Source organism: Lentzea sp. NBC_00516 (genome assembly GCF_036346835.1).
GTDB classification, from domain to species: domain Bacteria; phylum Actinomycetota; class Actinomycetes; order Mycobacteriales; family Pseudonocardiaceae; genus Lentzea; species Lentzea sokolovensis.
This window is the reverse complement of sequence record NZ_CP107840.1, coordinates 6,640,010-6,658,289: the sequence shown is the minus strand read 5'-3', so window position 1 is coordinate 6,658,289 and position 18,280 is coordinate 6,640,010. Positions and strand designations below refer to the sequence as shown.

Annotated in this window: 21 protein-coding genes and 2 riboswitches; of the genes, 12 read left to right on the top strand and 9 right to left on the bottom strand. The window is 69.0% G+C overall.

The window, feature by feature from the left end:
• Positions 1 to 25: 25 nt before the first annotated feature.
• A complete protein-coding gene (locus OG205_RS30140) occupies positions 26 to 1,453 on the top strand; it encodes an MFS transporter (protein ID WP_330271372.1) in 1,428 nt (475 codons plus the stop codon).
• Here OG205_RS30140 and OG205_RS30135 read toward each other — a convergent pair.
• The gene (locus OG205_RS30135; protein ID WP_330271371.1) at positions 1,427 to 2,332 is read right to left on the bottom strand and encodes a threonine ammonia-lyase; all 906 of its coding nucleotides are present in this window, start codon (positions 2,330 to 2,332) and stop codon (positions 1,427 to 1,429) included. The genes OG205_RS30140 and OG205_RS30135 overlap by 27 nt on opposite strands.
• A complete protein-coding gene (locus OG205_RS30130; protein ID WP_330271370.1) occupies positions 2,329 to 3,258 on the bottom strand; it encodes a threonine ammonia-lyase in 930 nt (309 codons plus the stop codon). Before OG205_RS30130 ends, OG205_RS30135 begins: the two co-directional genes overlap by 4 nt.
• A 63-nt stretch (positions 3,259 to 3,321) precedes the next feature.
• Between OG205_RS30130 and OG205_RS30125 the strand changes: the two genes are divergently transcribed.
• Positions 3,322 to 3,810: a hypothetical protein gene (locus tag OG205_RS30125; RefSeq protein ID WP_330271369.1), complete on the top strand. Its 489-nt coding sequence runs from the start codon at positions 3,322 to 3,324 to the stop codon at positions 3,808 to 3,810.
• A 583-nt stretch (positions 3,811 to 4,393) separates the two neighbouring features.
• Positions 4,394 to 5,341 (top strand): S1 family peptidase, encoded by a 948-nt coding sequence (locus OG205_RS30120; RefSeq protein ID WP_330271368.1) that lies wholly within the window; start codon positions 4,394 to 4,396, stop codon positions 5,339 to 5,341.
• A gap of 57 nt (positions 5,342 to 5,398) precedes the next feature.
• Here OG205_RS30120 and OG205_RS30115 read toward each other — a convergent pair whose 3' ends face one another.
• Entirely contained in the window at positions 5,399 to 6,298 is a 900-nt protein-coding gene (locus tag OG205_RS30115) for an NADP-dependent oxidoreductase (protein ID WP_330271367.1), read from the bottom strand.
• Positions 6,299 to 6,347: 49 nt separating this feature from the next.
• On the opposite strand from OG205_RS30115, the gene OG205_RS30110 reads away from it, so the two are divergent.
• Positions 6,348 to 6,905: a TetR/AcrR family transcriptional regulator gene (locus tag OG205_RS30110; RefSeq protein WP_330271366.1), complete on the top strand. Its 558-nt coding sequence runs from the start codon at positions 6,348 to 6,350 to the stop codon at positions 6,903 to 6,905.
• Here OG205_RS30110 and OG205_RS30105 read toward each other — a convergent pair.
• Both OG205_RS30105 and thiE read right to left on the bottom strand, forming a co-directional pair.
• Positions 6,898 to 7,659 carry a dioxygenase family protein gene (locus OG205_RS30105; protein ID WP_330271365.1) on the bottom strand — a complete coding sequence of 254 codons (762 nt, stop codon included), beginning with the start codon at positions 7,657 to 7,659 and terminating at the stop codon, positions 6,898 to 6,900. The genes OG205_RS30110 and OG205_RS30105 overlap by 8 nt on opposite strands.
• Positions 7,660 to 7,690: 31 nt before the next feature.
• The gene (thiE, locus tag OG205_RS30100) at positions 7,691 to 8,329 is read right to left on the bottom strand and encodes a thiamine phosphate synthase (protein WP_330271364.1); all 639 of its coding nucleotides are present in this window, start codon (positions 8,327 to 8,329) and stop codon (positions 7,691 to 7,693) included.
• 26 nt (positions 8,330 to 8,355) lie between these two features.
• Positions 8,356 to 8,467, top strand: a riboswitch (TPP riboswitch).
• Here thiE and OG205_RS30095 point away from each other — a divergent pair.
• The 5 genes from OG205_RS30095 (at position 8,462) to OG205_RS30075 (ending at position 11,587) form a co-directional block, all read left to right on the top strand.
• Positions 8,462 to 9,418 carry an FAD-dependent oxidoreductase gene (locus OG205_RS30095; protein WP_442916600.1) on the top strand — a complete coding sequence of 319 codons (957 nt, stop codon included), beginning with the start codon at positions 8,462 to 8,464 and terminating at the stop codon, positions 9,416 to 9,418. (Overlaps the previous riboswitch by 6 nt.)
• Positions 9,415 to 9,615: a sulfur carrier protein ThiS gene (gene thiS / locus OG205_RS30090; protein ID WP_319975882.1), complete on the top strand. Its 201-nt coding sequence runs from the start codon at positions 9,415 to 9,417 to the stop codon at positions 9,613 to 9,615. Before OG205_RS30095 ends, thiS begins: the two co-directional genes overlap by 4 nt.
• 1 nt (position 9,616) lies before the next feature.
• Complete coding sequence (locus OG205_RS30085) at positions 9,617 to 10,372, top strand: thiazole synthase (RefSeq protein ID WP_330271363.1); 756 nt, start codon at positions 9,617 to 9,619, stop codon at positions 10,370 to 10,372.
• Between the two features lie 77 nt (positions 10,373 to 10,449).
• Positions 10,450 to 10,893 carry a MarR family winged helix-turn-helix transcriptional regulator gene (locus tag OG205_RS30080; protein ID WP_313887795.1) on the top strand — a complete coding sequence of 148 codons (444 nt, stop codon included), beginning with the start codon at positions 10,450 to 10,452 and terminating at the stop codon, positions 10,891 to 10,893.
• Positions 10,894 to 10,963: 70 nt separating this feature from the next.
• On the top strand, positions 10,964 to 11,587 hold the full coding sequence (locus OG205_RS30075) for a hypothetical protein (protein WP_330271362.1): 624 nt from the start codon (positions 10,964 to 10,966) through the stop codon (positions 11,585 to 11,587).
• On the opposite strand, the gene thiD is transcribed toward OG205_RS30075, so the two are convergent.
• The 3 genes from thiD to OG205_RS30060 all read right to left on the bottom strand — a co-directional run bounded on the left by thiD (position 11,530) and on the right by OG205_RS30060 (position 15,423).
• Positions 11,530 to 12,345, bottom strand: a complete 816-nt coding sequence (gene thiD / locus OG205_RS30070) for a bifunctional hydroxymethylpyrimidine kinase/phosphomethylpyrimidine kinase (protein WP_330271361.1) — start codon at positions 12,343 to 12,345, stop codon at positions 11,530 to 11,532. The genes OG205_RS30075 and thiD overlap by 58 nt on opposite strands.
• Positions 12,342 to 13,997 carry a phosphomethylpyrimidine synthase ThiC gene (thiC, locus tag OG205_RS30065; RefSeq protein ID WP_330271360.1) on the bottom strand — a complete coding sequence of 552 codons (1,656 nt, stop codon included), beginning with the start codon at positions 13,995 to 13,997 and terminating at the stop codon, positions 12,342 to 12,344. Before thiC ends, thiD begins: the two co-directional genes overlap by 4 nt.
• A riboswitch (TPP riboswitch) is annotated at positions 13,987 to 14,111 on the bottom strand. It overlaps the preceding gene by 11 nt.
• A gap of 709 nt (positions 14,112 to 14,820) precedes the next feature.
• Positions 14,821 to 15,423 (bottom strand): LysE family translocator, encoded by a 603-nt coding sequence (locus OG205_RS30060; RefSeq protein WP_330271359.1) that lies wholly within the window; start codon positions 15,421 to 15,423, stop codon positions 14,821 to 14,823.
• An 88-nt stretch (positions 15,424 to 15,511) separates the two neighbouring features.
• Here OG205_RS30060 and OG205_RS30055 point away from each other — a divergent pair, with 88 nt between their 5' ends.
• On the top strand, positions 15,512 to 16,456 hold the full coding sequence (locus OG205_RS30055; protein WP_330271358.1) for an aldo/keto reductase: 945 nt from the start codon (positions 15,512 to 15,514) through the stop codon (positions 16,454 to 16,456).
• 3 nt (positions 16,457 to 16,459) lie between these two features.
• Here OG205_RS30055 and OG205_RS30050 read toward each other — a convergent pair whose 3' ends face one another.
• The gene (locus OG205_RS30050; RefSeq protein ID WP_330271357.1) at positions 16,460 to 17,041 is read right to left on the bottom strand and encodes a peptide deformylase; all 582 of its coding nucleotides are present in this window, start codon (positions 17,039 to 17,041) and stop codon (positions 16,460 to 16,462) included.
• Between the two features lie 108 nt (positions 17,042 to 17,149).
• On the opposite strand from OG205_RS30050, the gene OG205_RS30045 reads away from it, so the two are divergent.
• A complete protein-coding gene (locus OG205_RS30045) occupies positions 17,150 to 17,428 on the top strand; it encodes a DUF3263 domain-containing protein (RefSeq protein ID WP_089910320.1) in 279 nt (92 codons plus the stop codon).
• Positions 17,428 to 18,036, top strand: coding sequence for a LytR C-terminal domain-containing protein (locus tag OG205_RS30040; RefSeq protein ID WP_330271356.1), 609 nt, complete (start codon positions 17,428 to 17,430; stop codon positions 18,034 to 18,036). The genes OG205_RS30045 and OG205_RS30040 overlap by 1 nt, the downstream gene beginning before the upstream one ends.
• The last annotated feature ends 244 nt before the right edge of the window (positions 18,037 to 18,280 follow it).

The window sequence follows — 18,280 nt, the reverse complement described above, 5'->3', positions numbered from 1 at the left end:
CTGGGGCACGCCACGAGCCCGTTGGGTGTTGACGACGACGATCCTCGGCTCGGGCATGGCCATGCTCGACGGGACGATCGTCAACGTGGCGCTGCCCCGGATCGGCGCGGAGTTCAGCGCGTCGGTCACCGACCTGCAGTGGATTCTGAACGGGTACCTGCTCGCGCTCGCCTCGCTGATCCTGATCGCCGGTTCGCTCGGCGACAGGTTCGGGCGGCGGCGGGTCTACGTGATCGGCGTGATCTGGTTCGGCGTCGCGTCGCTGCTGTGCGGCGCCGCGTGGAGCGTTCCGGTGCTGGTCGCGGCACGGGTGCTGCAGGGCGTGGGCGCGGCGTTGCTCACGCCTGGGGCGCTCGCGATCCTGCAGTCGTCGTTCAACCGGGAGGACCGCTCCCGCGCGATCGGCGCCTGGTCCGGGCTGGCCGGTGTGGCGACCGCCGTCGGGCCGCTCGTCGGCGGATTGCTGGTGCAGGCCTGGTCGTGGCGGCTCGCGTTCCTGGTGAACTTGCCGGTGGCCGTGCTCTGCGTGTTCCTCGCGCTGCGGTTCGTGCCGGAGTCCAAGGACGAGTCGGCCGGGCATCCGAACTACCTGTCCGCGCTGGTCGGTGCGGTCGGGCTGGCGTTGCTGACGGGTGGGCTGGTCGAGCAGTCGTACGTGCTGGCGGCCGCGGGACTGGCCGCGATGATCGCGTTCGGGCTCGTCCAGAAGCGGTCCGCTGATCCGCTGGTGCCGCCGGAGCTGTTCCGCGACCGGACGTTCCTGGTGTCCAACGTGGTCACGTTCCTGGTCTACGCGGCGCTCGGCGGCGTGATGGTGCTGCTCGTGCTGCAACTGCAGATCTCGCTCGGCTACTCGCCGACGGCATCGGGCCTGGCCAGCGTGCCGCTCACGATCATCATGCTGCTGGCGTCCTCGACGTCCGGCCGGCTCGCCCAGCGCTACGGGCCCCGGTTGCAGCTGATCGCCGGCCCGATCCTGGTCGGCCTCGGCATGTTGCTGCTGCGCAACGCCGTTCCCGGCGCCTCGTACGTCACCGGCGTGCTGCCCGGCGTGGTGCTGTTCGGCGTCGGCCTCGCGATCGTGGTCGCCCCGGTGACGGCGACCGTGCTCGCTTCCGCCCCTGATCACCACGCGGGTGTCGCGTCCGGCGTGAACAACGCCGTGGCCCGCACCGGCAGCCTGCTCGCGATGGCCGTGCTGCCCGCCGCGGTCGGCCTGATCGGCGAGGACTACCTGAACCCCGTCGTCATGACCGACGGGTTCCAGATGGCCCTCGTGCTGTGCGCGGGCGCGGCGATCATCGGCGGTCTGCTGGCGATCGGCGTGGACAACCGGGTGTTGGCCGCGGCGCCTGAGCAGCACGAAGCCCCGCATCCCGGCGAGTGCCTGCACTGCGGCGTGGAAGGTCCGCCGACGCACATCCGGTCAGGTGGCGAGAAGGCGCGCCAGTAGCGCGGGGTCGACGTTGCCGCCGGACACGATGGCGACACCGCCTCCGAGCCTGGCCTGGGCCGCCACCGCGACGGCGCCGCTCGGCTCCGCGATCAGTCGCGCCCGGCGGGCCAGGTCGGTCACCGCTTTCAGGATCTCTTCTTCCGACACCGTGATCACGTCGTCCACGTACCTGCTGATGTGGGCCCAGGTCAGTTCCGAGGGCTCGTCCCTCAACGCGTCAGCGGACGTCTGAGCCCGTTTCAGCGGGTCCCAGCGCACCAGTTCGCCCGCTTTGAGGGATTCCGCGATGTCGGCCGCCAGCTCGGGTTCCGCGCCGATCACGCGGACGTCCGGGCGCAGCGACTTGATCGCCGTGGCCACGCCGGAGATCAGCCCGCCGCCGGACATGGGCACCACGACGGCCTCGACACCAGGCAGGTCGTCGAGGATCTCCAGGCCGATCGTGCCCTGACCTGCGATGACGTCGGGGTGGTCGAACGGCGGGATCAGCGCCGCGCCGCGCTCGGCGACCAGGGCCTCGGCGCGCTCGACGCGTTCGGTGATGCCGACGATGAAGACCTCGGCCCCCAACGCCTTCGTGGCCTCGATCTTGACCGCCGGGGTGTTGTCCGGCATCACGATCGCGGCGGGAACACCGTGCAGGCGGGCCGCGAACGCCACGGCCTGCGCGTGGTTGCCGCTGGAGTAGGCGACCACGCCGTTGGCGCGGTTCTCCAGACGCGCCAACGCGTTCAGCGCACCCCTGAGTTTGAAGGCGCCGATCGGCTGCAGGTTCTCGGGTTTGAGCCAGCCAGGACCGAACGGCAGCAGCGGCGTGCGCACCACGTGCGGCGCGATGACCGCCGCCGCCGAACGGATCTCTGGGAGCGCGATCATCCGAGGATCGACGCGAGCAGGGTGGGCTCGATGTTGCCGCCGGAGACGATCGCGACGGCCGGACCGGCCGGCAGATCGCGGTTCAGGTACGCGGCGACGGCCACCGCACCGCTCGTCTCGGACACGACCCGCGTGCGGCGGGCGATCTGCCTCACCGCGTCCCGGATCTCGTCCTCGGAGACCGTCACGACGTCGTCGACGTACTCGCGGATGTGCGCCCACGTCAGCTCGGAGGCCTCGGCGCGCAGACCGTCCGCGACGGTGCGTGCGCGGTCGTGCGCGTCCCAGCGGACCAGCTCGCCGGCGGCGAACGACGCGGCGGTGTCGCCGGCCAGTTCGGGCTCGACACCGATCACGCGGACGTTGGGGCGCAACGACTTCACCGCCGCCGCGACGCCGGAGATCAGTCCGCCGCCGCTCACCGGCACCAGGACCGTTGCCACGTCGGGAAGGTCCGCGCAGATCTCCAGGCCGATGGTGCCCTGGCCGGCGATCACGTCGGGGTGGTCGAACGGCGGGATCAGCGTCGCCTTCCGCTCCTCCACGAGCTCGTAGGCGCGCGACTCGCGTTCGGTGATGCCGACGACGAACACCTCGGCGCCGTGCGCGAGCGTCGCGTCGATCTTGATCTGCGGGGTGTTGTTCGGCACGACGATCGCGGCCGGCATGCCCAGGATCTTGGCGGCGTAGGCGACCGCTTGCGCGTGGTTACCGCTCGAATACGCCACGACACCGCGCGCCCGGTCCTCGGAAGGTATGCGGGACAACGCGTTCACCGCGCCGCGTTGCTTGAAGGCGCCGATCGGCTGCAGCGACTCGGGCTTGATCCACAGGCCGGAGTCGAAGGGCAGCAACGGGGTGTGGACGACATGCGGGGCGATCGCGGCGGCGGCCGCGTGGACGTCTTCGAGAGTCACCAGGCGCATACGTCGATGATGCACGTCACCGGGGCACAACCGGTGAACTGTGCCCAACGTCCTACAAGTGTCATGTCTGATAAGGAGAAGATCACCCCCGTCAAGCTCATCGCGAGTGTGCTCGCCGCCGCCACCGCGGCCGTGCTGAGCCTTCGCCTCAACCTCGTCGGCACCATCGTCGGTGCGATTCTGGCGAGCCTCGTGACCACTTTGGGCGCTGTGTTCTACCAGCGTTCGATGGAACGCGAGAAGCGCTGGCAGGTGATCGCGGTCGGCGGCCTGCTTGTTTTCGCTGTGACCGTGCTCACCGCGACGAGCGTCCAGCTGGTCACCGGCAAGCCCGTCACCGCCGATCCGGGCAAACCGTCCACAAGCACCCAGACCGAGACCCACACCGAGACGACGAAGACCGAGACGATCACCGAGACCGTGCCTCCGAGCACGCCCGTTCCGTCGTCGTCGCAGGGCACCACGACCACCGCGCCCACGACGACGTCGACAGAATCCCGACAGCCGACCGACAGCTCGGCGCCCTCCCCGACCACCGACCCCATTCGGTGATCACGTCACTACTTTGAGCGACAGTTAACTGTCAAAGGCTACGCGCCGCAGTTGATCTGTCGTGAGCTGTGACACACTTCGTTCACGTTCGAGGCAGGGCGTCATAGCCAAGAGGCCCGCAACTTCACTCGAACGGGCGAAGGAATTCGGTCCGAAAGAGACCGGGAGGAGGCGCAATGAGGCTCGTGGCACGTCCGCTTGAGCCCGGCGCCGTCGGTGGAGGGCACAACGCCTGCACCGGATTTGAGAGGCAACTCAGGACGGGAGGGGTGGGGCGACCCCTGCCGCCGCCCCACCACCCGTCCCCCTAGAGCCCCCGAGAGAGGTCCCTGCAACCGATCTCTCGGGTTCCCCTGCACCCGAAAGTGAGGGAGACGTCTTGATGAACCGCACGAGTGCGGCCCGTGTAACCGGTGCCGTTGTTCTCGCCACCGGAGTCGTGACTGCTCTCAGCGTACCGGCGTTTGGCGCCCCTGCCGCACCGGTCGCCCCAACCGGTTCCGATACGGAGAGCTACTCGGCAGAGTTGCTCCAAGCGGTCCAGCGTGATTTGGGCCTGAACGCTGACCAGGCACGCGTCCGATTGGCTTCTGACCAGAGGTCGAGCGAAATCGCGGAGCAGTCGAAGTCGTCTCTGGGAGACGCGTTCGGCGGAGCCTGGATCGACCAGGCGAGCGGCAGACTGACGGTCGGGGTGACCAAGTCGGGACTCTCCGTGACCGGCGCGGACACCCAGGTCGTCACGAACTCGCTCACCCAGCTCAACGGGACCAAGTCGGTTCTCGACCTCATGAGCGCCCCTGCGGCGATCACCAGCTGGCGCGTCGACGAGAAGTCGAACAGCGTCGTCGTCGAGGTCAACAAGAACGTGCGCGACGCGGCCGCGGACAAGTGGATCGCGACCGCGAAGTCCGTCAGCGGTGCGGTTCAGGTCGCCGAGGTGACCGAGAGCCCGACCCCGCTGTACGACCTGCGCGGTGGTGAGGCCATCTACATGGGCGGCGGCCGCTGCTCACTCGGCTTCTCCGTCAGCGGTGGCTACGTCACCGCCGGCCACTGCGGCACCACGGGCACTGCCGTGTCCGGCTCCAACCGCGTCGCACAGGGCACGTTCGCAGGCTCGGTGTTCCCCGGCAACGACTACGCCTGGGTGCGCACCAACGCGAACTGGACCCCGCGTCCGTGGGTGAACCGCAGCGGCTCGAACGTCGTCGTGAAGGGTTCCACCCAGGCGGCTGTCGGCTCGCAGATCTGCCGTTCCGGTTCCACGACCGGATGGCGCTGCGGCACCGTCCAGGCGTTCAACCAGACCGTGAACTACCCGCAGGGCCAGGTCCGGGGCCTCACCCGCACCAACGCCTGTGCCGAGGGTGGCGACTCGGGTGGTTCGTGGGTGGCGGGCTCCGGCTTCGGCCAGGCCCAGGGCGTGACGTCCGGCGGTTCTGGCAACTGCTCGTCCGGCGGCACCACGTACTTCCAGCCGGTGAACCCGATCCTGTCGCGCTACGGCTTGACCCTCACGCGCGGCTAGATCTGATCTACGTCTGAAAGCGCTGCGGCACTTCGGTGTCGCAGCGCTTTCGCGTTCTCAGACGAGCACGATCTTGCCGTGGGCGTGGCCGGTCTCGCTCAGCCTGTGGGCGTCGGCGCCTCGATCGAGCGGGAAGACCTCGGCCAGCGGAACGGTGAACGCGCCCTGCTCGGCGAGTGCCGCCGCGATGGCGAGGCCGTGCAGCGCCTGGGGATCGGCGCCGGGACCGCCCGCGGTGTGGGTCAGCCGGATCCCGTGGTCGCCGGTCAGGTCGGCGATCGTCACCACGCGATCCGGTGAGCCCGCGATCGAGATGAGTTCGGGCACCGTGCCCGCGCAGTGCAGGACGGCGTCGACCGCGCCCACCCGGTCCGCCAGGCCTTCGCCGTAGACGACCGGCGTCGCGCCCAGCGAGGCGACGAAGTCCTGCGTCGCCGGCCCCGCGGTGCCGACCACCTTCACGCCCCGCGCGATCGCCAGCTGGATCGCCACCGTGCCGACGCCGCCCGCCGCGCCCGCGATCAGCAACGTCGTGCCGTCGCGCACCCCGAGCAGGTCCAGCGCCCTGGTGGCGGTCTCCACGTTGGCCGCGGCGCCGCCCGCCTGCTCCCAGCTCAGCGCCGTCGGCTTCGGTGCCCACGCGGCCAGCACCGCGAACTCGGCGTTGGCTCCGCCGAGCAGGGCCAGGTCGACCACGCCGAACACCTCGTCGCCCTGGTGCACGCCAGTCACCCCCTCGCCGACCTCGTCGACGACACCGGCCGCGTCCACGCCGGGCACGTGCGGCAACGGCAACCGCTCGCCGAACATCCCGGAGCGGAGGTACGTGTCCCCTGGAGTGACCCCGGAGGCGCGCACGGCGATGCGGACCTGACCGGGACCCGCGTGCGGTTCGGCGACCTCGGCCACGCGCAGGAGGTCAGCGGGTCCGTACTGGGTGAACTGAAGTGCTCGCATGTCGGCGAAATTAGTGGAACAGGGCGTCCACTTAGCCGAAACTGAGACGGTGACGGTGGATCTGACTCAGAACCTGCGTGCGGACGCCCAGGACAACCGCGACCGGATCCTGGTCGTGGCACGCGAGGCCTTCGCCTCGGAAGGCCTGGACGTGCCGATGCGCGAGATCGCCCGCCGGGCCGGGGTCGGTCCGGCGACCCTCTACCGCCGGTTCCCCACCAAGGAGGCGCTCCTGGTGGAGGCGTTCTCGGAGCGGATGGCGGCCTGCGCGGCCGCGATCGAGGAGGGCCTGGCGAACCCGGATCCCTGGCAGGGGTTCTGCCGGACCGTGGAGCAGGTGTGCCTGCTGCACGTGCTCGACCGCGGGTTCTCGGCGGCGTTCACGACCGCCTACCCCAGGGCGATCGACTTCGCCACGGTGCGCGAGACGGCGTTCCGCTCGCTCACCGAACTCATCCGGCGGGCGAAGGCGACCGGACGGCTGAGGGCCGACTTCTCGGTCGACGACGTGGTGCTGCTCCTGATGGCGAGCGGGGGCGTCCGATCGGGGACGCCCGCGATCGCGCGGCGGCTGGCCACGCTGTTCCTCGAAGGAGCGGCTAGCTGAACTGCACGGACCGCTTCGAGAGTCCGTACCAGAAGCCGTCGACGCTGGTGCGGGCCTTCTCGTCGCTGGCGGCGCCGAGCGCGACGAACAGCGGCGCGAAGTGCTCAGTCCTCGGATGTGCGATCCCGGCGGCCGGCGCCTTCTGCTGGAAGTCGAGCAACGCGTCGACGTCGCCGTTCGCGAGTTGCTGGTGTGCCCAGTCGTCGAACTCCTTCGACCACGACGGCGGCTCGTAGTCCGGTCCGGCCGGGAAGTTCACGCAGCTCAGGTTGTGGGTCATGAACCCGCTGCCGACGATCAGGACGTTCTTGTCCCGCAGCGGTGCCAGTTTGCGGCCGATCTCGTGCAGCTCACGCGGGTCGAGCGTGGGCATCGACATCTGCAGCACGGGCACGTCGGCGTCCGGGAACATCTCCTTCAACGGCACGTAGGCGCCGTGGTCGAGCCCGCGCGCCTCGTCCTGCTCGACGTGGCCGCCGAGGAGCTTGCGGACGTCGGCGGCGAGTTCCGGTGCGCCCGGCGCCTCGTACTTGACGTCGTAGTACCGCTGCGGGAAGCCCCAGAAGTCGTAGACCAGCGGCACGGTCGTCGTCGCGCCGATGGTGGTCGGCGCCTCCTCCCAGTGCGCGGAGACCATGAGCACGGCCTCCGGGCGCGGGAGGGTGGCGGACCAGTCCTTGAGCTCTCTGGTCCACGTCTCGTCATCAGCCAGCGGGGGAGCCCCGTGGCTCAGGTACAGCACAGGTGCGCTCACGTCATCGAGAGTACGCCTGTTTGTTCAAATTTCAACTAGTAAGTTCAATTTTGAACGACTCGGCGGCCTTGCGGGGGTCCTCGGCGTCGGTGATGGCCCGGACGACGACCACTCGAGTGGCTCCCGCCAGGAGCACTTCGCGGAGGTTGGTGAGGTCGATGCCACCGATGGCGAACCAGGGGCGCTCGGATTCCGTGGCCCGGACGAGGTCGAGGCCCGGCGCCGGACGGCCCGGCTTGGTCGGGGTCGGCCAGCACGGCCCGGTGCAGAAGTAGTCCACGCCGGGTTCCGTCGTCGCCGCGGTCATCTGGTCGACGTCGTGGGTGGAGCGGCCGATCACCACCTCGTCGCCGACGATCCGGCGGGCGAGTGGAACGGGCAGGTCGTCCTGGCCGAGGTGCAGGACGTCGGCTTGGACGGCGTGGGCGATGTCCGCGCGGTCGTTGACGGCGAGGAGTCTGCCGTGGCGTTCGGTGGCCTCGGCGAGGATCTCGATCGCCTCGATCTCCTGCTTCGCCTCCAGTGACTTGTCCCGCAACTGGATGATGTCGACACCGCCCGCGAGCGCCGCGTCCGCGAACTCGGCCAGATCGGGCCGGTCCGGCGTGCAGAGGTAGAGCGTCGCGTCGGCGAGTCGTTGCCTGATCAGGTTTCCGTCGAGTCCTGGCACGTACGCACGTTAACCGTTATGTTGAAGCCGGTCCGCACGGGAGCCTGGAGAACACCGGGCTGAGAGGGAGCGTGGTTCGCTCCGACCGTCGAACCTGATCCGGGTCATGCCGGCGCAGGGAGCGTGAATGCCTTGAGCAGTGTGGAAGTGGCCGTCCGGGGTGGCGGTGTCATCGGGCTGTCCGTGGCTCTTGCCGCGGCACGGGCCGGGTTCTCGGTCTCCGTGTTCGACGACGGCTCGCCGCACGCGGGGTCGCGGGTCGCGGGCGGGATGCTCGCGCCGTTGACCGAGGCCTGGCCCGGCGAGGAAGCCGTGGTGGCGCAGGGTGTTGAGGCGCTCGCGCTGTGGCCCTCGTTCGCCGCCTCGATCGGAGTTCCGCTGTTCACGGCGGGGACGCTGGCGGTTGGCACGCAACCCGGTGACCTCGCCGATCTGCGCCACGCGGGGGAGTTGCTGACCTCGCGGGAGATCCGCGCTCTCGAACCTTCGCTGGGGCCGGCGGTGCGGGGCGGCGTGTACGCGTCGGGTGATCTCGCCGTCGACAACCGCGTGCTGCTTTCCGCACTGTGGAAGGCTTGTCAGGACGCCGACGTCGTGTCCTCAGTGGACGGACGGGTCACGGTGATCGCCGCCGGGGCGTGGAGTGGTTCGTTGCATCCCGCGTTGAAGGACGTGATCCGGCCGGTCAAGGGCGAGATTCTGCGGCTGACCCATCGGTCAGGAGCGTTGCCGCCGCCTCGTCACACGATCCGCGCGCTGGTGTCGGGTCGTCCGGTGTACCTGGTGCCGCGAGACGACGGCCTGGTCGTCGGCGCGACCCAGTACGAGGCGGGGTTCGACACCGACGTGTCCGTCGCGGGCGTGCGGGACCTGTTGCGGGACGCGGAAACCGTGCTGCCGGGCATCGCCGAGTACGCGCTGACCGAGGCCGCCGTCGGGTTCCGCGCGGGCAGTCCGGACAACGTCCCGATCGTCCGCCGGCTGGAGCCCGATGTCATCGCGGCGACCGGCCACCACCGCAACGGCCTGCTGCTGGCCCCGCACACCGCACGGCTCGTCGTCGATCTGCTCCAGGGAGGAAGTTCGTGAAGGCACAGGTGAACGGGGCTTCCCGTGACTTGGCGGAGGGCACGTCGGTGGCCGCGGTCGTGACGCTGGTGGGAGCACCCGAGAAGGGCGTGGCGGTGGCGCTGGACGGCGCCGTGGTGCCGAGGGCGTTGTGGGACAGGACGATCGTGCCGGATGGCGGCGTGGTCGAGGTGCTGACCGCGGTCCAGGGAGGGTGACGTGGACGATCCGCTGATCATCGCGGGCCGGGAGTTCCGGTCCAGGCTCATCACCGGCACCGGCGGTGCCGCGAACCTCTCCGTGCTGGAACGGGCCCTGGTCGCGTCCGGCACCGAGCTCACGACCGTGGCGATGCGCCGCGTCGACGCAGCCGGTCAGACCGGCGTGCTGGAGTTGTTGCGGCGACTGGGAATCGAGGTCCTGCCGAACACCGCGGGCTGCCGCACCTCCGCCGAGGCCGTGCTGACCGCGCAGCTGGCACGGGAGGCCCTGGAGACCAACTGGGTCAAGTTGGAGGTCGTCCACGACGAGGAGACCCTGCTGCCGGACCCGGTCGAGCTGCTCGACGCGGCCGAACGACTGGTCCGGGACGGCTTCGTGGTCCTGCCGTACACCAACGACGACCCGGTGCTCGCCCTGAAGCTCCAGGACATCGGTTGCGCGACGGTCATGCCGTTGGGCTCTCCCATCGGTACGGGTCTCGGCATCCGCAACCCGCACAACATCGAGATGATCACTTCCCGAGCATCTGTTCCAGTAGTGCTCGACGCGGGCATCGGCACGGCGTCGGACGCGGCCCTCGCGATGGAACTCGGCTGCTCAGCGGTGCTGCTGGCGACAGCCGTCACACGGGCGCAGGACCCGGAACGGATGGGCGCCGCCATGCGTTGTGCGGTCGAGGGCGGACGGCTGGCGCGCCTGGCCGGACGAATTCCACAACGCTTTTGGGCCCAAGCGTCTTCGCCGGGACTCTGAGGTCGCTACCGTGGGTGCACACGTGTTGGGGGATGATTGAGAACTACCTGAAATCCCGCCGAGGAGGACGACAAGCCGTGACGGCCCCCATTGACGCCGAGGTCGAGGACGCGACCGCGCGCCTGTACCTGGCGATCGGCCGGCTGGCCCGGTTGCTGCGACGCACCGGTTCCCCCGGACTCGGCCCCGGCGCGGTCTCCGCGCTGGCCACCCTCGCCCGCTGCGGCCCCATGCGCCTCGGCGACCTGGCGAACAAGGAGGGCGTGGCGCCGCCGACGTTGTCCCGCATCGTCGCCGCGCTGGTGGAAGCCGGTTACGTGAAGCGCGAACCCGACCCGCAGGACGGCCGCGCCTGGCTCGCCACACCCACGCCCGAGGGCGAGACGATGGTGTCCGGCGTGCGGTCCGCGCGGGTGCGCGAGCTGCAGCGGCGGATCGAACAGCTGACACCGGAGCACGTTTCGGCTCTGGTGCACGCCCTCGACGCGTTGGAGACGCTGGTAGGCGAGGAGTCGAAGTAAATCTCATGCTCCGGCAGGGCGTTCGTGCTCTCCTGTGGGGATGATGCCGTCCTCGGAACACGATCAGCTGGTGGACCTGGTCCGTTCGCGGCTCGCGGACGGGACCGGGCACGACAGGGTGCTCGCCCTGCTTCGGCAGCACGGGGCGCACAAGGTCGCGTCCATGCGGATCATGGCGGATGCCACGGGCATGGGGCTCGGCAAGGCCAAGGTGCTGGTGCACCTGAGCCCGGTGTGGGACGACCGCAGGGCGAGCGACGAAGCGTTCCACGAATGGCTCTTCCGCGGGATGTTCGTCCTCGCCGTGCTGGGAGAGGCCGAGATCAACGCGCCGGCCGAGGACGTGGCCGAGTGCGAGGAGCGCAGACAGCGCGCCGAGCCCCAGTTGAGGGACGTGGCGGCAGGCCTGCCCGAAGACGCGTTGCCCCGCTTCCACGAGCTGATGGCCGAAGGTCTGCTCGGTAGGGCGTTCGCCGAACTCGTGGCGGTCGTGCGGGAGCAGGGCGCGCAGTGCTGGGCCGAGCTGGCCGCGGTCGCCGACACGCTGCTCCTCACCGACGAAGAAGAGCCTGCCGGTGAGAGCGAAGGCCGCGAGGACTGGGCGTTCGCGGCCTTCGAGGTTCACCGGCGCGCCCGCTACCCCTCCAGCCTCCAGAACGGCGACACCGGACCGACGCCGCCACCCAGCGGGTAGGCCGCGGCCACCGACCTCACGATGAACTCCTTGCCGAACCGCACGGCTTCCGGCACCGAGGCACCCTTCGACAGCGCTGAGCTGATCGACGACGCCAAGGTGTCGCCGCTGCCGTGCGTGTGCCTGGTGTCGTAGCGAGGTCCAGGCAGTTCGATGAACTCATTGCCGTTGTAGAGCAGGTCGAGGCACTCCGGGTCGTCCCACATGTGGCCGCCCTTCACGAGCACCCACTCCGGCCCCAAAGCGTGCAACGCCTCCGCCGCCACGCGCTGGTCCTCACGGTCCTTCACCGCGATGCCGGTGATCAGCCGCACCTCGTCCAGGTTCGGCGTCACCAGCGTCGCGCGCGGGAACAGCAGGCCGCGCAACGCGTCCAAGGCGTTGTCGGCCAGCAGTTGGTCGCCGTGCATGGACGCCGAGACCGGGTCGACGACGAACGGCGTCTTCCCCGACCCGATGCCGACGCGGTCCAGCGCCGGGGTGATGGCCTCGATGATCCGCGCCGACGCGAGCATTCCGGTCTTAGCGGCCTGCACGCCGATGTCCTCGGCGACCGAGATGATCTGCGCCGCGACGACGTCCGCCGGAATCTCCGAGACTCCCGTGACGCCCAGCGAGTTCTGGACCGTCACGGCCGTCAGTGCGACGCAGCCGTGCACTCCGCACGCGAAGAGCGTGCGGAGGTCGGCCTGGATACCCGCACCACCGCCGGAATCGCTTCCGGCGATGGTGAGGACCCTGGGTGGTGGCTCGGTCACGAAGTCTCCACGACCGGGAGGTAGACCTTGTTGCCCGTGTCCGCGAACTCGCCGGACTTCTCCGCCATGCCCGCCTCGATGGCATCCACTGTGGACAGTCCGCGTTCCTCGGCGTAGCGCCGCACGTCCTGCGTGATCTTCATGGAGCAGAACTTCGGCCCGCACATCGAGCAGAAGTGCGCCGTCTTCGCCGGTTCCGCGGGGAGCGTCTCGTCGTGGAACGAGCGCGCGGTGTCCGGGTCGAGCGACAGGTTGAACTGATCCTCCCAGCGGAACTCGAAGCGAGCCTTGGACAGTGCGTCGTCCCAGTCCTGGACGCCGGGGTGGCCCTTGGCGAGGTCGGCGGAGTGCGCCGCGATCTTGTACGTGATCACGCCGGTCTTCACGTCGTCGCGGTTCGGCAGGCCGAGGTGCTCCTTCGGCGTGACGTAGCAGAGCATCGCGGTGCCCAGCCAGCCGATCTGCGCCGCGCCGATCGCGGACGTGATGTGGTCGTACGCCGGCGCGATGTCCGTGGCCAGCGGCCCGAGGGTGTAGAACGGCGCCTCGCCGCACCACTCCTCCTCCAGCCGGACGTTCTCGGCGATCTTGTGCATCGGCACGTGGCCGGGGCCCTCGATCATGACCTGGACGTCCTTAGCGCGCGCGATGTGCGTGAGCTCGCCCAGGGTCCTGAGCTCGGCGAACTGCGCTTCGTCGTTGGCGTCCGCGATGGAACCCGGCCGCAGCCCGTCACCCAGCGAGAACGTCACGTCGTAGGTGCGCAGGATGTCGCAGAGCTCCTCGAAGTGCGTGTAGAGGAAGCTCTCCTTGTGGTGCGCGAGGCACCACGCGGCCATGATCGCTCCACCGCGCGAGACGATGCCGGTGACGCGCTTGGCCGTCAGCGGCACGTACCGCAGCAGCACGCCCGCGTGGACCGTCATGTAGTCGACGCCCTGCTCGGCCTGCTCGATCACGGTGTCGCGGTAGACCTCCCACGACAGCGCCGCCGGGTCGCCGTTCACCTTCTCCAGCGCCTGGTAGATCGGCACGGTGCCGATCGGAACGGGCGAGTTGCGCAGGATCCACTCGCGCGTCTCGTGGATCCGCTTGCCGGTGGACAGGTCCATGATCGTGTCGGCACCCCAGCGGGACGCCCACACCATCTTGTCGACCTCGTCCTCGATCGACGACGACACCGCGGAGTTGCCGATGTTGGCGTTGATCTTGACGAGGAACTTCTTGCCGATGATCATCGGCTCGGCCTCGGGGTGCTTGCGGTTCAACGGAATCACCGCACGTCCGATGGCCACCTCGCTGCGGACGAACTCCGCGTCGAGGTTCTCGCGCACCGCGATGTAGCGCATCTCCGGGGTGATGATCCCGGCCTTCGCGTACGCGAGCTGGCTGACAGCTCCGTTGATCGGTTCCCGTGCGGCGATCCACCCCGACCTCAGGTCAGGGAGTCCACTGTGGACGTCGATGGTCGCGTTGTCGTCGGTATACGGACCGGAAGTGTCGTAGAGATCGACATGTTCGCCGTTGGTCAGCTCGACCCTGCGGTAGGGCACCCGGATGTCAGAGGAGACTTCCCGATACACCTTGCGCGAGCCCGAGATCGGGCCGGTGGTCACACTGGGCTTGACCGAACGGTCGTCAAGTGCCGTCACGACATTCCTCCCTACGCCGGCATTACCCGGTCAGGTTCAGGCGGTCGGTGACACCGGCACTACTGCCAGTCACCCTCTCAGCCCGCTCAGGCGCGAGCTCCCGCGTTGTGTTGAGTTGTCGAGAACCGACCATAGTCAGAGCGCGCCGTGGCTGCCAAGGGCGTCGTTTGCCCCTAATCTCTTCCTCGTGGCTGATCACCAGCCGTTCCCGCCCGGCGCGCGACGCGGCCAGCGTCCCGCCGTGGTCTCGGCATGCCCTTCCTGCGGCGAACTCGCAGGTCGCGGCTACCCCGACTGCGGCTTCTGCGCGGAACTGCTCGACCAGTTCTGGCTCGCGGACTGGGAGGCGCTGCGCACGTCGTCCCAGCTGGCGGACCGGGAACTGGCCGAACTGGTGACCTCCGCGGACGTCGGCCAGTACCCGTGGACGTGCGTGGACTGGGCGATGACGCTGCTCGCCTGTTCGAGGTGCGGTGCCGAACTCGGTACCGGACCGGTCGAGTGCGTGCGGTGCGCGGTGACCGAAGAACGCCGGTGGAGCTGGGACCACTCGGCACATCCGTACACGATGAGCGCGAACGAGCACCTTCTGAGAGTCGCCCGCGCGGCCCTGCGCGCACCTCACCGGCGTCGTCCGGCCGTCGTGCAGGCCTGGCAGCTGGTGCTGCCGTTCCTGATCGCCGGTGAGGTGATCGAGTTCGGCCGCCTGGACCGGATCCGCGCGCACGTGCTGGCCGGCGGCTACGCGTCGATGGCCGCCTGCCACACCTTCGACGAGCTGGCCGGGCTGCCCGAGCTGTTCTGGCGCCGGGGCAGCCCGATCTCAACGCGGGTCGAGTACCAGCCGGACTCCGAGCGCCAGCAGCACGCCGCCCGACAACTTCTCGAGCGCGGGACGGACGCGCGGCCGGCTCAGCCAGCCGCGGATCGTGTGCAGGATCGACACGATGATCAGGTACCAGACGGTGTCGATCAGGACCCAGGCGACGGCGAGGAAGAGCAGAACCCCCTTGCCGGCCTCCCCGGCAGGCACGAACTGCGGTAGGAACGAGATCGCGAACACGCCCAGCTTCGGGTTGGCCAGGTTCACGACCAGGCCGCTGCGGAACGCGTGGCTGGCCGGTGGAGCTTCGGCCGCGGGCAGGCTCTTGCTGATCAGGGCCTTGACGCCCAGGTAGATCAGGAAGGCCGCGCCGACGATCCGGAGCGCGTGATAGGCGATCTCGGACGCCGTGAGCAGGACGCTCAGGCCCAGCGCCGCGGCGATCGCCCAGCAGGCCACGCCGACCTCCATGCCGAACACCGTCGCCAGCGCGGCTTTTCGCCCGTGCACCGACTGTCGCAGGACCATGGCCGTGCCAGGTCCGGGCGACAGTGCGATGAGGAACGAGGCCGCGACGAAGGCGACGATGTTTTCGATGGGCATGCCGTTGATGGTCGCTGGTCGTCGCAATTTCTTTTTTCTGGAAGCGGCGGGTTGACCTGGAGCGCGCTCCAGGATGTTCGGTGGTCCCATGACCTTGGAACTGGGGAAGTTGGGTTTCGGCACGTGGGCCATGGGTGGACCGTTCTCGGGTCCGGACGGATCGCCGGTCGGCTGGGGACCGGCTGACGACGGCGAGTCGGTCAAGGCGCTGCGGCGGGCGGTGGAGCTGGGCGTGACCCTGTTCGACACGGCGGACGTCTACGGCTGCGGACACGCGGAGACCGTGGTGGGGCAAGCGCTTGCGGACGTGCGTGACCAGGTGCTCATCGCCACGAAGTGGGGCTGCGGATTCGATGCCGAGTCTCGTCGGATGACCGGCAACGAGGGATCCGTCGAGTACCTGCGTCGTGCCGTCGAGGGGTCGTTGCGGAGGCTGGGGACCGATCGGATCGACCTGTACCAGCTGCACGTCGGCGACCTGGGGCTGGACGAGGCCGCGCTGCTGCGGGACGAGTGCGAGGCGCTCGTGGCGGCGGGCAAGATCCGGGCCTACGGGTGGAGCACGGACGACGTCGAGCGGGCGCGGTTCTTCTGCGAAGGGGAGCACGGGATCGCAGCCCAGGCCGACATCAACCTGCTGTTCGACAACCCCGAGATGTACGCGGGCGACTTCGCGGTGCTGTGCCGCCGTCCGCTCGCGATGGGGCTGCTGGCGCGGGAGACGTTCGCCGAGCTGCCCGCGGACGACGTGCGCGTCACGAACCCGTCCTGGCTGCGGTTCTTCGTGGACGGGAAGCCGTCGCCGGAGTACTTCCAGGCGCGCGAGGCCGTTCGGGACGTGCTGACCTCAGGCGGGCGGACGCTGGTGCAGGGTGCGCTGGCCTGGTTCTGGGCGCGTTCTCCCCGGCTGGTCCCGATCCCGGGCGTGCGGACGGTGGCTCAGGTCGAGGAGAACGCCGGCGCGTTGAAGTTCGGTGCTCTGACGGCGGACGAGCTGGCGCAGGTGGAGTCGGTGCTCCGGCCCCGGTCCTGAGCCCTAGTCCTCGTCGTCCTCGTCGAAGTTCGCCGGGTCGTTCGGATCCCACGAGAGGCCCGGCACGTTCCACTCGTTGTCGCGCAGCATCCGCTTGGCCTCCTTCTTGTACCGGCCGATGAGGCGGTCGGTGTAGAGGTAGCCGTTGAGGTGGTCGGTCTCGTGCTGCAGGCAACGCGCGAAGAAGCCGGTGCCCTCGACCTCGAACGGCTGCCCGTCGAGGCCCTGGCCGGACACCTTCGCCCATTGGGCGCGTCCGGTCGGGTACGCCTCGCCGGGCACGCTCAGACAGCCCTCGAAGTCGTCGTCCGGGTCCGGCATGGACTCCGGGATATCGGAGGTCTCCAAGGTGGGGTTCACGACCACGCCGCGGTGCTGGACACCCTCGTCATCCGGGCAGTCGTAGACGAAGACCCGCAGGTCGAAGCCGATCTGGTTGGCCGCGAGCCCGACACCACGAGCAGCTGCCATCGTCTCGAACATGTCGTCGACGAGCGTCTTCAGCTCGGTGTCGAACTCGGTGACCTCGCGCGTCGGGTTGTGGAGCACGGGGTCGCCGGCGATGCGGATGCGATGGACGGCCATGGCTGAACTTTATGCGGTCCAAAACTGTCGGTGTCGCGCGGTAGGTTGGAACAATCACGTGATTGAATTGCCCGCACCTGAGATGGTGTGGCGACCGTGGGGAGCCAGATGGATCACGCCGAGACGCTCACCTCCGCTGACGGGCTGACCAGCCGCGAACGCACGATGCTCGCGTTCGAGCGTCAGTGGTGGAAGTACTCGGGATCCAAGGAACAGGCCATCAGGGAACTGTTCGACATGTCAGCTACCCGCTACTACCAGTTGCTCAACGCGCTCGTTGAATCCGAAGCCGCACTGGCTGCCGATCCGATGCTGGTCAAGCGGTTGCGCGGCGTGCGAACAGGCCGCCAGAGGGTTCGCGCACGCGCCAGGAGCACCGAGGACTGATGACCTCCCCCGAGTCCGCAAGCCCGTCCCGTCCGGCCAAGGCCGCCGGCTTCGCCCTGCTCGGTGTCGCCGCCGTCGCGTTGGTGATCGGTGTTGTGAGCCTGTTCAGCAGCGGGGGGTCTGAGACACCCCCGGTTGCCGAGGGGTCGTCCACCGCGCCGCCCGCGTCCGGCAGTTCCGAGCCTCCGGCGTCTGATCCGGCTTCGACACCTGCCTCTACTCCGGCCTCGACCCCGTCTTCGGCGCCGCCGGCTTCCACGCCGGGTACCTCCGTTGTGCCGCCTCCGCCGGTCACCCAGCCTGGAGCGGCCAAGGCTCCGGTTCGGGTTTACAACAACTCGACCATCACCGGGTTGGCTTCCAAGGCTTCGGATGCGGTTCGGGGCAATGGGTGGACTGTTGCCGAGACCGGTAACTACTCGTCTGGGACCATCCCGACCACTACTGTGTATTTCCGGCCTGGGACTGATGAAGAGGCCTCTGCCAAGGAGTTGGCCGCGGTTTTGCGGGCTCGCGTTGAGCCTCGGTTCGATGGGATCCAGTCTGCTGCTGCCGGGATCATTTTGATTGTCACGAATGATTTTCAGGGGCCTTCTAAGAACAAGTAGGTTTCGAGTCCGTGGGTGGTTGGGTTGCGTGCGGGCCGTGCGGCTGATTCCTGGGGCTCCGCCCCAGACCCCGCCAATCTGATCAAAAACCGGGGTCTACGCCATGCGTAGGTAGATGGCACGCCTGTTGCTTTGGGCGGAGGCGCGTTGCTTTGTGGGGCGCGTTGGTGGGGTGGTCTCGTCACGAGCCGAGCCAAGAGCGGGCCACAGGCAGAAGGGGATGTCAAACGGACGAAAAGCGTGT

Coding starts and splice junctions, on each gene's coding strand:
- OG205_RS30135 (WP_330271371.1), bottom strand. CDS start 2,332: ATGATCGCGCTCCCAGAGATCCGTTCGGCGGCGGCGGTCATCGCGCCG.
- OG205_RS30130 (WP_330271370.1), bottom strand. CDS start 3,258: ATGCGCCTGGTGACTCTCGAAGACGTCCACGCGGCCGCCGCCGCGATC.
- OG205_RS30125 (WP_330271369.1), top strand. CDS start 3,322: ATGTCTGATAAGGAGAAGATCACCCCCGTCAAGCTCATCGCGAGTGTG.
- OG205_RS30115 (WP_330271367.1), bottom strand. CDS start 6,298: ATGCGAGCACTTCAGTTCACCCAGTACGGACCCGCTGACCTCCTGCGC.
- OG205_RS30060 (WP_330271359.1), bottom strand. CDS start 15,423: ATGCCCATCGAAAACATCGTCGCCTTCGTCGCGGCCTCGTTCCTCATC.
- OG205_RS30055 (WP_330271358.1), top strand. CDS start 15,512: ATGACCTTGGAACTGGGGAAGTTGGGTTTCGGCACGTGGGCCATGGGT.
- OG205_RS30050 (WP_330271357.1), bottom strand. CDS start 17,041: ATGGCCGTCCATCGCATCCGCATCGCCGGCGACCCCGTGCTCCACAAC.
- OG205_RS30045 (WP_089910320.1), top strand. CDS start 17,150: ATGGATCACGCCGAGACGCTCACCTCCGCTGACGGGCTGACCAGCCGC.
- OG205_RS30040 (WP_330271356.1), top strand. CDS start 17,428: ATGACCTCCCCCGAGTCCGCAAGCCCGTCCCGTCCGGCCAAGGCCGCC.